Consider the following 13,825-nt stretch of genomic DNA (forward strand, 5'->3'; position numbering starts at 1 on the left):
GCCAGCGACAGCGGCAAAGCGAACCGCCAGCGACAGCGGCAAAGCGAACCGCCAGCGACAGCGGCAAAGCGAACCGCATCGCGGTTGCCAGCGACAGCGACCATCAACCCTTCGTCGTCACTTCCCGCTTCCCTCTAACAATCTCATCCCCGGCATTCGCCGACAACCTCCTCGTAACAGCAATCGAAGCAAACGAACACATCCCAACCACCAGAAACGCCGGCCAGAAATCCATCCACTGCAGCGCCGCGTGTCCATGCACGGCCCGCGTGATCGTCAGTACGATACCGGCAACCGTCACGCCCAGTCCCAGCGAAATCTGCTGCACGACACTACCGAGGCTCGTCGCGCGGCCCACGTCCCGGATTTCGATTTCAGCGTAAGTCATCGAATTGAGGCTGGTAAATTGCAGCGCCGGAAAGAACCCGCCCAATAGCACAATGACCCAGATCACCCACGTCGGTGTGCCGGGAAAAAACGCACCGCACGCGGTAATCGCGATGCCCGAATACGCCGCGTTATACATCAGCACCGTGCGAAAGCCATAACGGCGCAACACCGAGGCCGCGAGCGTGCGCATGAACATGCCGCCGAACGCCGATGCGCACGTAATCAGCCCTGATTCGAACGCGCTCATGCCAAGCCCTTCCTGCAGCACGAGCGGCAGCAGAAACGGCACCGCGCCAAGGCCGATGCGAAACAGCGAGCCGCCCAGCACGCTCGCCTGAAACGTCGGCACGCGGAAAAAACGCAGATCGAGTAAAGGACGCTCGACGCGACGCGCGTACAGCACGTAGACGCCCAGCATCGCGGCGCCGACCAGCGTCATCGTGACGGCCGTGGTGCCCGTCACCAGCTCGCCGTCCGTCAGCGACAGCCCCAGCAGGAACAGCGACGCGCCGCCCGCCGACAGCACGAAGCCCAGCCAGTCGAGCGGTCCAGGATGCGGCTCACGCGTGTTCCTGATGTACTTGTTGGTCAGCCAGATGCCGAGAATGCCGACAGGAATGTTAATGAAGAAGATCAGCCGCCAATGCAGATACGTCGTGATAAAGCCGCCCAGCAGCGGCCCCGCCGCTGGCCCGAGCATCGCGGGCACGCTCAGGTAGTTCATCGCGCGCACATACTCGGAACGGTCCACCACCCGGAAGATGATGATGCGCCCGACTGGCACCATCATCGCGCCGCCCACGCCCTGGATGAAGCGCGCCACCGTGAACGTCGCGAGCGATGTCGACGCCGCGCACAGCAGCGAACCGACGACGAAGATGCCGATGGCCGAGCGGAACACCGAGCGCGCGCCGAAGCGGTCGGCCAGCCAGCCGCAGACGGGAATGAACACGCCGAGACCCAGCACATAGCTGGTGACGGCGATTTTCAGCGTGACGGGATCCCGGCCGAAGGCGCGCGCCATTTCGGGCAGCGCAGTGACGATGACATTCGCATCCACGCTCTCCATGAACATCGCGCAGGCGACGATGACGGGAGCGATAAAAGCCTTGAGGGCAAGCAGCACGGGCGGCGAGCGATGTAAGTGAACGTTGATTATTGCATAGCCGGTCCGTTAAACGCCATGACGTTGCAATCGCAACGAACGGGCACGCACACAGGAACTCGCGGTCTGCCTCGCGACGACTGCGCGCTCACTGCGCGCTCACTGCGCGCCGACTGTGAATGCGGCCGCGCCGCAGAAGCGGCCGCCTAACTTCCGGAGCGCCTGAAAAGCCGCATATGCTTCGTCTGATCGGCCGTTTCACCGCCGATCCAGCCGAACTCCACGGGCATGCGCATATAGAACACATGAACGTTCTCGGCGCGCACGATGTCGAGCAGGCGGTCCGCTTCGTCGTCCGTGGTGGCGAGGATGATCTGCTGCGGCTGATCGGCCAGCGACAGCGCATGCGCCGAATGATGCGCGCCCGCATGCCCGACGCCTTGCGCGCAACTGATCACCGTCGCGCCGCGAATGCCGAGCGCATGCGCTTCATGCAGCAGCCAGTCGCAGACCGTCTGGTGACCGTGCCTGCGGTTGCGCTCGGTAAAGAAAGTCAATTGACAGCCGTTCATCTTGGTTCTCGCGGTCTCGCATGCCAACGCCGGGCGGCAGCGTGCGAGGCCGAATGCCGGTGCATGATGTCGAAGCTCGCATTCACGATTGCCACTACGCCCGCGACGCCGAGGCCGACGATGCCTTGCCGCCCGGATGGCCCACGTGATGCCGCGCGTACTCGACGGCTTCGATCAGCACAGCAGCGATTTCCTCGACGCGTTCCCGCGGTATCCGTATCTCGACCCATTCGCGCATCGCCGAGCGGCCATACGGTTGAAACGCGAACGCGCGTCCGGCGTTCACGAGCATCGCCGCGCGTTCCGCGGGCAGCTTGATGCCGATGCCGCTGCCATACACGCACAACGCCAGATGCGAGCCGACGAACACTGCCGGGCAGCCGAACATCGACCCTTCGCGCACGGAAGGGTCCTTGTCGTGAACGCAAGCGAACACCGCATCGAACAGTCCGACATCGTGCAAGAGTCTTGGCTCTGTTTTCATCGCGTTTCTCCTGTCGACGAGAGTTGAATCGCGTTGCACTGCGAGCGACGCCGGTGTTGAAGCAGCGGTGTTGAGGCAGCGGTGTTGAAGCAGCGCTGCTGAAGCACATTACGCGCTTTCACGGAACGCCGCTTCCCAGCACCTCGTATTCGACGGTACAGCGCGTATAGAAAAGCGGCACGTTGCTCTCGCGCAAGCGCTCGAGCAGCGCATCGACCCGCGCGCTTTCGCCCGCCAGCGTAACGGCGACGGGCTGGTCGGCCAGTTCGACGAAGCGCGCCGCATGATATTTGCCGTGCACGTCGAGGCATTCGCTGAGCTCGATCACGGTCGCGCCCTGGATGCCCGCTTGCCGCGCTTCGTCGAGTATCCAGCCGACGGTCGTCTGATGGTGCCTGCGCGGGCCGGTAGTGGCCGCGAACACGGTGAGCTGGCTGCCCTGCATCGCCGATCTCCATGCGCACTGCGCTGACGGATGAGAACCATTATGGCGCTGCCGGCGCGTGCGCGACAGTCTCGCAAGAGCGATGCCCGTTTGCGGATCGAATGGTCACGCGCCAGTCATCGACGCGCCACGCGCGAGCGGATGCGATGCGGCGGTGCGTCATGAGTTAGTGCGCCGCCGCGGCGATTTGCTCGCGCGCAAGCGGATCATGGACAATGAAGGTCTTCGATACTCCGGGCTGCCGACATGACCGACCAGACGCCGCACGTCCACCACGCCGCATCGGAAGGCTATACGAAAGGCGCGGACACCTACGCGAAAGGCCGCCCCGACTATCCGCGGGAACTCGCCGCGTGGCTGACAGTCGAGCTGGGCCTCGGGCCAGGCAGGATCGCCGTCGATCTCGGCGCGGGCACAGGCAAGTTCACGCCGCGTCTCGTCGAAACGGGCGCGCGGGTGATCGCCATCGAACCCGTCGCGCAGATGCGCGCGAAGATCGCCGCTGCACTGCCGCAAGTCGACGTGCGCGAAGGCACGGCGCAGCGGCTGCCGCTCGACGATGCGAGCGTGGATGCGGTGCTCTGCGCGCAGTCGTTTCACTGGTTCGCGACGCGCGAGGCGCTCGCCGAGATTAGCCGCGTGCTGAAACCGGGCGGGCATCTCGGGCTCGTGTGGAACGTGCGCGACGCGCGCGTGCGCTGGGTGGCGCAGCTCGACGCGATCGTCAATGCGCGCGAAGGCGATGCGCCGCGCTACCACACGGGCGAATGGCGCAATGCATTTCCGTTCGAAGGATTTTCGGCGCTCGAAGAGCGGCACATGCCGCATGGGCACACCGGCCCCGTCGAAGACGTGATCGTGACCCGCGTTCGTTCGACGAGTTTCATGCTCGCATTGCCGCCGCATGAATGGGCGCAAGTGGAGCGCGAAGTGCGCGCGCTGATCGCGTCGGAGCCGGCCCTCGCATCGCGCGACGTGGTCACGGTGCCTTACGTGACCTACGCGTATTGCGCGACGCGCATAGCGGGCTAGTGCTTGCGCACCAGCGCATCGACGAGCGCGAACGCCGTCAGCCTGAGTTTCTTCGGGTCGCCGTATACGCGCTCCATCACCGCAATGCCGCGCGTCGTCGTCACGACGAGGCTCGCTGCCTGCTGCGGCGGCACCGCCAGTTGCGCGCGCGCTTCCTTCGTGTCGAGCACGGACAGTATGGCGGCTTCGAGTGCGTCGAGCATGGCCTGCAACGATTCGCGCAGACGCGGCGAGTCGGGGTCGATCTCCACGGCTGTTTTCGTCGACAGACAGCCACGCGTGGGCGTGCCCTGCGTAATCGAGCGGATCGCGAACGTGAAGAACGACGTTAGCGCGTCGTGCAGATCGGGTTTGTCGAGCGCCTTGCGCGCGTCGGCGACAAAGCGTTCCGCATAGCGTTCGAACACGCGGATGAAGATCTCTTCCTTGTCGCCGTATGCGTTATACAGCGAGCCGCGCTGCACGCCCGTCGCTTCGGCGAGGTCCAGCATCGACGTCGCGCGAAAGCCCTTGCGCCAGAAGACGTCCAGCGCGTGCGCGAAGGCGTCGTCCTCATTGAATTGACGAACTCCAGCCATGTCTTGCCTCAGTCGTGGAAATGCCCAAATGGCGTATTTTGACACCGATGGCTAGAATGCACAAAGAAGAGGACGTCAGCGCGCGCGATCGTCGATGAAACCCTTGAGCGTCGCCAGCGTATCGGCGTCGTCGATGTGTTTGTCGGTGCGCCAGCGCAGCATCCGTGGAAATCGCACGGCCACGCCCGACTTATGGCGCGGACTTGCCTGGATGCCTTCAAAGCCGATCTCGAAGACGAGCGTCGGCGTGACGCTGCGCACGGGGCCGAATTTCTCGACTGTCGTTCTGCGCACGATCGCGTCGACTTCGCGCATCTCTTCGTCGGTGAGGCCGGAATAGGCCTTGGCGAAGGGCACGAGCGTGCGTACGCCATCGGCTTCGTCCCAGACCGCGAAGGTGAAATCCGTATAAAGGCTCGCGCGTCTTCCGTGGCCGCGCTGCGCGTAGATCAGCACGGCATCGATCGCGTAGGGGTCGATCTTCCATTTCCACCACGTACCCGATGCCTTGGTCCGCCCCACGCCATACATCGATGCGCGTTCTTTCAGCATCAGTCCTTCGACGCCTCGCACGCGGCTTTCGTCGCGTAGCGCGGCGAGTGCCTCCCAGTCGAATGCGTCGACGAGGGGTGACACGCGCAGCAGGTCTTTCGCGAGCGTATCCGCGAGATTCGCGGCAAGCGCATCGAGCCGCGCGCGGCGCTCGTGCAGCGGCTGCAGGCGCAGGTCGTTGCCGCCCGCTTCGAGCAGATCGTAGGCGAGAAAGGTGGCGGGCGAATCGGCCAGCACGCGTTTGGTCAGCGACTTGCGTGTGATGCGCGGCTGCAGCCGCGCGAACGGCAGTGGCGCAAGCGCGCCGGGTTCCCACGCGAGAATCTCGCCATCGAGCACATAGCCGTCCGGCAACGCCTCGCCCAACGCGACGACTTCGGGGAAGCGGTCGGTGATCAGGTCTTCACCGCGCGACCACACCCACACGCGGCCATCACGCTTCACCACTTGCGCGCGAATGCCGTCCCACTTCCATTCGGCGAACCACGACGACGGCGCGCCGAGCGTCGCCGGATCGGCCTGTAACGGATGCGCGAGAAAGAACGGATACGGCAGGCCGCGTTCGCTGTCGTGCCGGATGCGCGCGCCCTCGGCGTCATCGTTGGCGTCGTCTGCAGGCGCGATAACGCGCAGATAGCGCGCGGCGTCGGGCGGCTGACTCGAGTCCGTCCAGCCGACCATGCGCTGCGCGATCAGCTTGTGATCGACGTGCGCGACATCGGCGAGCGCACGCACGACCAGTTGACGCGCAACGCCGACGCGAAAGCCGCCGCCGATCAGCTTCGTGAACAGGAAGCGGCCGCTCCAGTCGAGCTCGTCCCAATACGCGACGAGACGCTCGCGCAGCGTGTCGGGCGACGCCCCGCGCAGCGTCAGGATGCGTTCCTCGATCCATTGCGTGAGGCCAAGCTCGGACATGCGCGCCGCAGGCGGCAGCACGTGCGCGATGGTCTCCGCAAGATCGCCGACGGCCTGATACGACTCTTCGAACAGCCACTCGGGCAAGCCCGCGTGCGTGCGCGCGATCTCGGTGAGCAGGCGGGTCGGCACCGACTGGCGAGGCTTGCCGCCCGCGAGGAAGTACGAGGCCCATGCCGCGTCCTCGGGCGGCGCGGCGCGGAAGTACGCGATCAGCGCATCGAGCTTGTCGCGCGTCGACGTAGTGGCATCGAGCGCCGCATAGAGCGTGGCGAAGCGCCTCATGATGTGTCGCGTTCCGCGATGTTGGCAGCCGATGTATCCGCTTCGGCTGCGCTCATTCCCGGGCCGGTTTCGTTGCCCGCCGCAGCATCGGCTTCGACGGCGTCATCGCCATACTCGGTCGCGAATGCGCCTGCTTCGAGGCCCTGTTCACGCAGCCAGCGCACCATCGGCTCCACTTGCCCGTGCGTGACGATCACGCGCTGCGCGCCCGTCGCCGCGATGGCCGTTTGCAGGCCCGGCCAGTCGGCATGGTCGGACAGCACGAAGCCGCGATCGACGCCGCGTCGGCGGCGCGTGCCGCGCAAGCGCATCCAGCCCGATGCGAACGCGTCGCTGTAGTCGCCGAAGCGCCGCAGCCACGCGCTGCCTTGCGCGGATGGCGGCGCGATCACGAGTGCCTGCCTGAAGGCGTCGCGGTTCTTCGCGGGAACCTCGCCAACGAGTCGCACGCGCGGCAGTGCGACACCCGCCGCGCGATACGCGCGGTTCAGCGGTTCGATGGCGCCGTGACAGAAGATCGGTCCGATGCCCGCGTCGACACCCGCGAGAATATGCTGCGCCTTGCCGAACGAATAGCAGAACAGGACGGACGCGCGGCCCGCTGCCGCGTTGTGCCGCCACCAGCTGTCGATGCCGTCGAACACCGTTTGCGGCGCATCCCAGCGGTAGATCGGCAGGCCGAAGGTGGATTCCGTGATGAACGTATCGCAGCGCACGGGCTCGAACGGCGCGCAGGTGGGATCGGCGTCGAGCTTGTAGTCGCCCGATGCCACCCACACTGCGCCGCGATGCTCGACGCGCACTTGCGCCGATCCCAGCACATGCCCCGCCGGATGCAGCGAAACGCCGACGCCGTTGATCGCAATGCGCTCGCCATATGCGAGCGTTTGCAACGCGATGCCCGGCAGCCGGGCTTGCAGCACGCCTGCACCGGGTTCGGCGGCGAGATAGCGGCGATGCCCGAAGCGCGCATGATCGGCGTGCGCGTGCGTGATGACCGCGCGGTCGACGCTTTGCCACGGATCGATATAAAAGTCGCCTTGTGGGCAGTACAGGCCTTCGGGGCGCGCGACGATCAGATCCGTCTGTTGAGTCAAGGTTGTCTCCGCGAGAATCACGCCGCGTCAGCGACGAACGGGCCTGTGCATCAATGGACTCGCGCGGCGGGGCCGAAGTTCAGCGGCGTTTTCGTCGGCTTTGGCCGACTCGCTGTCGACCCGATGCGCGCAGGATCTCCGCACGCATCACACGTGACGGCTCACGCAAACAGAAAGCGCCCCGGCGTCGCGCCAACGACGCCGGGGCGCACGTTCATCCGCCGGCTGCACGCATCACCCCGACGGCTGCTGCAACGTCACTGGCTGCCGCCCTGGTTCGTGCCTGCGCCAGGCTGCATCGTGCCGGGCTGGGCCGTCGTGCCGCCGTTCGATGTGCCGTTGTACTGACGGTTCATGTTGCCGCTTTGCGGCGCTGCGCCCGTACCCGTGCCCGTGCCGCCGCCCGTGCCCGTCACGCCCGGCGTGCCGTAGCCGCTATCGTTGGTGGTGCCGCGCTGCATGCTGTTGACGCCGGCGCCCGGCGATGCCACGCCGCCTGCGCCACCCGTGTTGCCGCCACCCGCGCCCACGCCGTTGCCGGCCGATCCTCCGCCCGAATTGCCGCCGCCTGCCTGTGCATAGACGCCGCCCGACAGTGCCATCACTAGGGCAGTAGCAAGTACCTTCTTCGTCGTGCTCTTCATGGTCGAATCTCCAGGAGATGGTTTGATCGTCACGAGTCGGTGCTATCGACCCGACCGCATGGATACTTGCGCAAGCACTGTGCCGCGCGACGCAACCACGGATTCATTGCGCGTGCAGCGAATCGCCGCCGCGACGTCGGTCCGCGTGCGCAGCGAATCGAGACGCTCGCGCAGTCGGGCGACGCGCGCCATTTCGTGCTCGAAGCGTTCCGGCATCCGAAGGCGATTGCCGCGCCCGGCGCTGGCAAGGACGTATCGAGCGCCGCGCATCTGCCCGCCGACGCCGACGGTGTGTCGATCAGCGATGACGGCAAGCTGGATGCCGTGCTGAAGCCGTTTATCGAAACGTTGGGCCAGCATCGCGTGTGGTTGCGTAGGCGGTTGGCGGAGTCGGTGCACGCGTGATTGCGGGCGGGCGCGCAAGCCTGCCGAAAAGCGCCGTTGCCGCTGATGCGCGGCAACGGCGCTTTTTCGTCAGCGAGTCGAAGCGGGGGGCGGAAAAAGCGGACGGAAAGAGCGGGTGGAAGAAGCGGGTGGAAGTAGCGGGCGGAAGTAGCGGATGGAAGTAGCGGGCGGAAAAAGCGGGCAGGTGGAAGCGAACGAGAAAGAGAACAGCGCCCTTGCTAGCGCCGCGTCGAGGGCGCCGGTTGCGAGCCTTCGCGTACGACGGCCTGCAAGCGCCAGAAGCCCGCGACCTCGGGCCGCGAGTGCGAGATCCACGTCGCCTGGCCTTGGGCCGACGTCATGTTGCCGTGCCGGTCGACGTGCACGCCGTACAGCGTCACGAGCGCCTGCTCGCTGCCGCGCGCGCAGAGCGAGACCACGTCGCCGTCCTCGCGCATGTCGCCCGATGACGGCAGCTCCACGCCGCGTCTGTCTTGCGACGTCCACGCGTGGCTGAGCGTATCGAGCCACAAGACGGCATAGTCGTGGTTGACGGTCGGGTCGGAAGTGTTGATCAGGATCGACAGACGCATGAAGCCTCCATGTCCGCTAGAGCGCCGCGCGGACCTCGCGGCTGGGATGCGTGTGCCCGCATGCCCGATTCGATGCCTGATTGCGGGCATGGAGCAATCGCATCGGCTTATAAAGCAACGCCCGTTCCACGTTTGGGGACACATTGGGCGCTACAACGGCGGGCGCCCATGGCGGTGCGCAAGCCTCAACCGCGGCGAGGGCCGATGCTGCGCTGCACATCCGTCTGTACAAAGTGCAGGCGGCGTAGCCGTTTTTACGCGCCGGTTCCGATTTGCAGGAGGCGGCGATGCGTTCTGCAAAACATCGTACACTTCGTCATCCACATCAGAACGGGCTGTCCTTCATGCGCCGCAGCAACGGCGAGGACGGCCGCACAGAAGTCAGGAGACAGCATGGATCTGTTCATGTCGATGGAGGCGTTCGTGCGGGCCGCCGAAGCCCAGAGTTTCGCGAGCGCCGCGCGCCAGCTGGGCGTCGCCAAATCCGTCGTCACGTCGCGCGTGAAGCAGCTGGAAGAGCATTTCGGCGTGTCGCTCTTTCATCGTTCGACGCGCGCCGTGCGTCTGTCGGAGCTCGGCGAGTCGTACTACCGCGAGTGCGCCGAACTCGTCAACAAGGTGCACGACCTGTCGGTCCGCTCGAATGCGGTGCACGAGTCGCTGTCGGGCACGCTCAACGTCCATGTGCTGCCGGGGTTCGCGCTCGGGCACTTCTCGCGGGCGCTGATCGAGTTTCGCGAGGCGCATCCGCGCATCGAATTCGTTGTGACCGTCAACGATCGCGTGATCGACCCCGTCCAGGAGGGCTTCGATCTCGCGCTGCAAATCTACCCGCCCGCGTCCAACCTGCTCGTCGAGCGGCGCCTCTTCCCCGTGCGCGGCGTGCTGTGCGCGGCGCCCGGCTACCTGAAGGAAGAGCCCGCGATCGAGACGCCGCTCGACCTGCTGCGGCATGATTTCGCGCGCTATTCGTACTATCCGTGGGGCGACAAGTGGCCGCTGATGAAGGGCAACGAGTGCTTCGAAATCGCGCTGAATCCGGTGCTCAAAACGAATAGCGTGCACCTGCTGCTGGAGTTCGCGCGGGCGGGCGCGGGCGTCGTTTATCTGCCGACGATGGTCGCCGCCGCCGACCTGCTCGAACGCCGGCTCGAACGCGTGCTGCCCGAGTACGCGGCGCCGCCGCTGTGGCTGTCGGCCGTGTATCCCGCGTCGCACCGCTCGACGGCGAAGGTGAAGGCGTTCATCGATTTTTTGCGGGAGCGCTATCTGCGCGAGCCGCAATGGGACAAGGCGCTCGGCATCACGTCCGAAGACGACGACACGAAGAGCGTCGGCGAAGAACTCGCCGATCAATAGCCGCGGGGGTGTGAGCGCGCGCGGTGTCGCGCGGGTACAGACGCCTCCCCAAGCGCCGCGGGACGCCGCACATTCCCACCCGCAAAGCCGCCACGTTCCGGCACCAGGTACTTCCCCTGGGGTCGATTGTCCGCACCCGGCGTTCGGATTTGCCGAACCTCGGATCATTGCCGTTGCGCGTCGCGTTACTTACTCTTGCATCCATGGAATCGCGCTCGATGAGTCGCACAGATCAACAGAGATCCAAGGAGGCAGACATGCAGCAAACCTGGTTGGGAAGTCTCGACAATTACCGTAAAGGCTCCATCGAAATCATCAAGGGCAAGCCCGAGCACTATGCAATGTCGAATGTGTTCGAAGTCGCGAGCCAGGCCGCGCCGTACGAGAAAATCGTGGTCGGCAAGAACCTCAAGTACGTGATCGAGACGCTGCGCGCGCAAGGCTCGTCGCCGTGGTTCACGGCATCGCACGACGAGTTCTGCGTCGTGATGGACGGCGAGATCGACGTGCACTTCATCAAGCCGTCCGATGGCCCCCTCGTCGATGAAGCGACGGAAGGCAGCGTGCGCCTCGAAGGCACGCCGTCCGGCAAGCAGATGGGCTTCGTGCGGCTGCGCCGCGGCCATCAGGCGCTGTTGCCGGCGGGCGCCGCGTACCGCTTCGAAACGGCAGGAAAGGGTGTGCTGCTCGTGCAGACCATTCTCGGCCGCTACTCGGTCGAGAAGTGGAAAGACATCTGCATTCAGTAACGCATTGCGCACATTCATTTTCTGGAGTGGGTCATGAGCACAATCAACACGCTGCAAAACATCTGTGCAAGCGAGCCGGATGCCGTCACCGGCTATCGCACGTTCAGCCTCGGCGACTTCGAATTCTCCCGCGACGCGTATTTCGTCACGGTGAAATGGCCGGCTAAAGGGCAGCAGCGCTCGCATCAGATGCACGCCGACGACTTCCTTCGCGCAATGATGCGCGATGTCGCATGGGGCTTCTTCTACGGCTGGGTCAATTTCGACGAAGTGATCGGCACACGCAATCACTACGGCAAGGTCGACATGTATGCGGGCGCCTATAACGCGAGCTTCCGCGAAGCGGGCGTCGATCACACGCAGCAGTTCGACACGCCCGTCATCATGGCGACGTTCAAGGCGATTCTGAAGGACTGGGTCAACGAAGGCTTCGATCCGTTCGCCGCGCCTGAAGAGACGGGCTCCGCATTCGGCACGAAGCATGGCGACAACGTTGCCGCCATCGAGCGCACGCGCATCGCGACGAAGCGCATGCCGGGACTCGAAGGCGATTCGCCGCTGCGCGACGATCTGCCCGTCAACCGCCAGTTCGCCGATATCGTGCAGGACGAGCCCGAGGTTCACGCCGCGCCCGGCTTCGAAGGCGAACTGCATGCGTTCAACCTGTTCAAGTATCTGTCGCGCTCGGACGTCACGTGGAATCCGTCCGTCACGTCGGTGTGCAAGCAGAGCCTCTTCTGCCCGACGACGGAAGAATTCGTGCTGCCCGTGTTTCATGGCAACGACCGCGTCGAGTGGTTCCTGCAACTGTCGGATCAGATCATCTGGGATGTGGCCGACAAGGACACGGGCGAGCCGCGCGCGCGCATCACGATGAACGCAGGCGACATCGCCGCGATGCCCGCCGATATCCGCCACAAGGGCTACTCGCAGAAGCGTTCGATGCTGCTCGTGTGGGAGAACGCAACGCCCGATCTGCCGAAGCGGTATGAGAGCGGCGAGCTGCCGCCGTACCCGATCCAGTTCTAAAGCCACCTCCCGATCTCCCCGCCGCGTGCGACGCACGGCGCCAGACAGCTGGCGCCGCGGGGACGGTCATGCCTCAACGTCTTACCGAGCAGGACTCACATGCAAACGCAACTCTTCATCGACGGCCGCTTCGTGCCTTCGCTCACGGGCGAAACGCTGCCGACGCTCAATCCTCACGACAACTCGGTGATCGCCGAAGTCTCGATGGCTTCGCATGCCGATGTCGATCGCGCAGTGGCCGCGGCGAAAGCGGCGTTTCCGAAGTGGAGCAACCTCGCGGCCGCCGAGCGGGGCCGTTTGCTGCTCAAGCTGGCCGACGCGATCGAAGCGAACGCGGACCGGCTCGCGCGCCTCGAATCGATCGACACGGGCCATCCGATTCGCGACACGCGCAATCTCGACGTGCCGCGCACGGCGGCCACGTTCCGCTATTTCGGCGGCATGGCCGACAAGTTCGAAGGCTCGGTGATTCCCGTCGAGCAAGGCTTTCTGAACTATCTGACGCGCGAGCCCGTCGGCATCGTCGGACAGGTGGTGCCGTGGAATTTTCCGCTGATGTTCACGAGCTGGAAGATGGCGCCCGCGCTCGCCGCAGGCAACTGCGTGATCATGAAGCCCGCTGAACTCACGCCGCTGTCGAGCCTCGCGATTGCCGAGCTGATGGCCGAAGTCGGCTTTCCCGCAGGCGTCGTCAACATCCTGCCTGGCCTCGGGCATGTCGCGGGCCAGTACATCGCCGAGCATCCGGAGATCGGCAAGATTGCGTTCACGGGCTCGACGGCCGTGGGCCGCAAGATCGTGCAGGCGTCGAGCGGCAATCTGAAGAAGGTGCAGCTCGAACTGGGCGGCAAGGGCGCCAACATCGTGTTCGGCGACGCCAACATCGATGCCGTCGTACAAGGCTCCGCGTTCGCGATCTTCCACAACCAGGGGCAGGCGTGCATCGCGGGCTCGCGGATGATCGTGCACGAATCGATTGCGGACGAAGTGCTCGAAAAGTTCGTCGCGCTGTCGCGCACGATCCGCATCGGCGATCCCCTCGATCCTTCGACGGAAATGGGCCCGCTCACGTCGCGCCAGCATCGCGACCGCGTGCTGTCGTATGTCGATGTGGCGCGCGAGCAAGGCGGCCGCGTGCTGGCGGGCGGCAAGTCGCCCGATGTCGCGGCGCTTGCGAACGGCTGCTATGTCGAGCCGACCATCGTCGCAGCGAAGCCGACCGACCGCGTGTCGCAGGAGGAAGTGTTCGGCCCGTTCATGACGGTGACGACGTTCAAGACCGACGAAGAAGCGCTCGCGATTGCGAACGGCACGGAGTATGGACTCGGCGCGGGCCTGTGGACGCGCGACCTGCAACGCGCGCATCTAATCGCGCGCGAGATTCATAGCGGCATGGTGTGGGTCAACTGCTACAAGCGCGTGAGTCCCGGCTCGCCGTTCGGCGGCGTCGGCGCGAGCGGCTATGGACGCGAGATGGGCTTCGAAGCGATGCGCGAGTACACGCAGGCCAAGTCGGTGTGGGTCAACGTGGATGCGCAGATTCCCCCTTATTTTCCGCGCTGAAACCGCGCCCTTGAATCGAGCTTGAACCGAGCTTGAACGTTAACGT

Annotated in this window: 15 protein-coding genes; 6 read left to right on the plus strand and 9 right to left on the minus strand. The window is 65.1% G+C overall.

Annotated features, from left to right (window positions below; all coding sequences use genetic code 11):
• Window positions 1-103: 103 nt before the first annotated feature.
• The 4 genes from J8I87_RS38465 to J8I87_RS38480 form a co-directional block, all read right to left on the minus strand.
• The gene (locus J8I87_RS38465; protein WP_313068094.1) at window positions 104-1,546 is read right to left on the minus strand and encodes an MFS transporter; all 1,443 of its coding nucleotides are present in this window, start codon (window positions 1,544-1,546) and stop codon (window positions 104-106) included.
• A gap of 155 nt (window positions 1,547-1,701) precedes the next feature.
• Window positions 1,702-2,067 (minus strand): DUF190 domain-containing protein, encoded by a 366-nt coding sequence (locus J8I87_RS38470; protein WP_209937628.1) that lies wholly within the window; start codon window positions 2,065-2,067, stop codon window positions 1,702-1,704.
• 94 nt (window positions 2,068-2,161) lie between these two features.
• Complete coding sequence (locus J8I87_RS38475; RefSeq protein WP_209937629.1) at window positions 2,162-2,551, minus strand: hypothetical protein; 390 nt, start codon at window positions 2,549-2,551, stop codon at window positions 2,162-2,164.
• Between the two features lie 118 nt (window positions 2,552-2,669).
• Window positions 2,670-2,996, minus strand: coding sequence for a DUF190 domain-containing protein (locus tag J8I87_RS38480; protein WP_209937631.1), 327 nt, complete (start codon window positions 2,994-2,996; stop codon window positions 2,670-2,672).
• A 246-nt stretch (window positions 2,997-3,242) separates the two neighbouring features.
• Between J8I87_RS38480 and J8I87_RS38485 the strand changes: the two genes are divergently transcribed.
• Entirely contained in the window at window positions 3,243-4,028 is a 786-nt protein-coding gene (locus tag J8I87_RS38485; protein ID WP_209937632.1) for a class I SAM-dependent methyltransferase, read from the plus strand.
• Here the strand turns inward: J8I87_RS38485 and J8I87_RS38490 are convergent.
• The 4 genes from J8I87_RS38490 to J8I87_RS38505 all read right to left on the minus strand — a co-directional run bounded on the left by J8I87_RS38490 (window position 4,025) and on the right by J8I87_RS38505 (window position 8,102).
• Window positions 4,025-4,606 carry a TetR/AcrR family transcriptional regulator gene (locus tag J8I87_RS38490; RefSeq protein ID WP_209937633.1) on the minus strand — a complete coding sequence of 194 codons (582 nt, stop codon included), beginning with the start codon at window positions 4,604-4,606 and terminating at the stop codon, window positions 4,025-4,027. The genes J8I87_RS38485 and J8I87_RS38490 overlap by 4 nt on opposite strands.
• Window positions 4,607-4,681: 75 nt before the next feature.
• Window positions 4,682-6,361: an ATP-dependent DNA ligase gene (locus tag J8I87_RS38495; protein WP_209937634.1), complete on the minus strand. Its 1,680-nt coding sequence runs from the start codon at window positions 6,359-6,361 to the stop codon at window positions 4,682-4,684.
• Window positions 6,358-7,458: a ligase-associated DNA damage response exonuclease gene (locus tag J8I87_RS38500; RefSeq protein WP_209937635.1), complete on the minus strand. Its 1,101-nt coding sequence runs from the start codon at window positions 7,456-7,458 to the stop codon at window positions 6,358-6,360. The genes J8I87_RS38495 and J8I87_RS38500 overlap by 4 nt, the downstream gene beginning before the upstream one ends.
• Window positions 7,459-7,715: 257 nt before the next feature.
• A complete protein-coding gene (locus tag J8I87_RS38505; RefSeq protein WP_209937636.1) occupies window positions 7,716-8,102 on the minus strand; it encodes a hypothetical protein in 387 nt (128 codons plus the stop codon).
• A 66-nt stretch (window positions 8,103-8,168) separates the two neighbouring features.
• Here J8I87_RS38505 and J8I87_RS38510 point away from each other — a divergent pair, with 66 nt between their 5' ends.
• Complete coding sequence (locus J8I87_RS38510) at window positions 8,169-8,507, plus strand: hypothetical protein (protein WP_245254470.1); 339 nt, start codon at window positions 8,169-8,171, stop codon at window positions 8,505-8,507.
• Window positions 8,508-8,725: 218 nt separating this feature from the next.
• On the opposite strand, the gene J8I87_RS38515 is transcribed toward J8I87_RS38510, so the two are convergent.
• Entirely contained in the window at window positions 8,726-9,079 is a 354-nt protein-coding gene (locus J8I87_RS38515) for a DUF3564 family protein (RefSeq protein WP_209937638.1), read from the minus strand.
• Window positions 9,080-9,472: 393 nt separating this feature from the next.
• Here J8I87_RS38515 and J8I87_RS38520 point away from each other — a divergent pair, with 393 nt between their 5' ends.
• From J8I87_RS38520 to J8I87_RS38535, 4 genes are all read left to right on the plus strand, one after another.
• The gene (locus J8I87_RS38520; protein ID WP_209937639.1) at window positions 9,473-10,438 is read left to right on the plus strand and encodes a LysR family transcriptional regulator; all 966 of its coding nucleotides are present in this window, start codon (window positions 9,473-9,475) and stop codon (window positions 10,436-10,438) included.
• Between the two features lie 257 nt (window positions 10,439-10,695).
• Complete coding sequence (locus J8I87_RS38525) at window positions 10,696-11,187, plus strand: hydroxyquinol 1,2-dioxygenase (protein WP_209937640.1); 492 nt, start codon at window positions 10,696-10,698, stop codon at window positions 11,185-11,187.
• Window positions 11,188-11,220: 33 nt separating this feature from the next.
• Window positions 11,221-12,216: a hydroxyquinol 1,2-dioxygenase gene (locus tag J8I87_RS38530; RefSeq protein WP_209937641.1), complete on the plus strand. Its 996-nt coding sequence runs from the start codon at window positions 11,221-11,223 to the stop codon at window positions 12,214-12,216.
• A gap of 99 nt (window positions 12,217-12,315) precedes the next feature.
• A complete protein-coding gene (locus J8I87_RS38535) occupies window positions 12,316-13,779 on the plus strand; it encodes an aldehyde dehydrogenase family protein (protein WP_209937642.1) in 1,464 nt (487 codons plus the stop codon).
• Window positions 13,780-13,825: the final 46 nt, after the last annotated feature.

Source organism: Paraburkholderia sp. LEh10 (genome assembly GCF_017814945.1).
Lineage (GTDB): Bacteria > Pseudomonadota > Gammaproteobacteria > Burkholderiales > Burkholderiaceae > Paraburkholderia.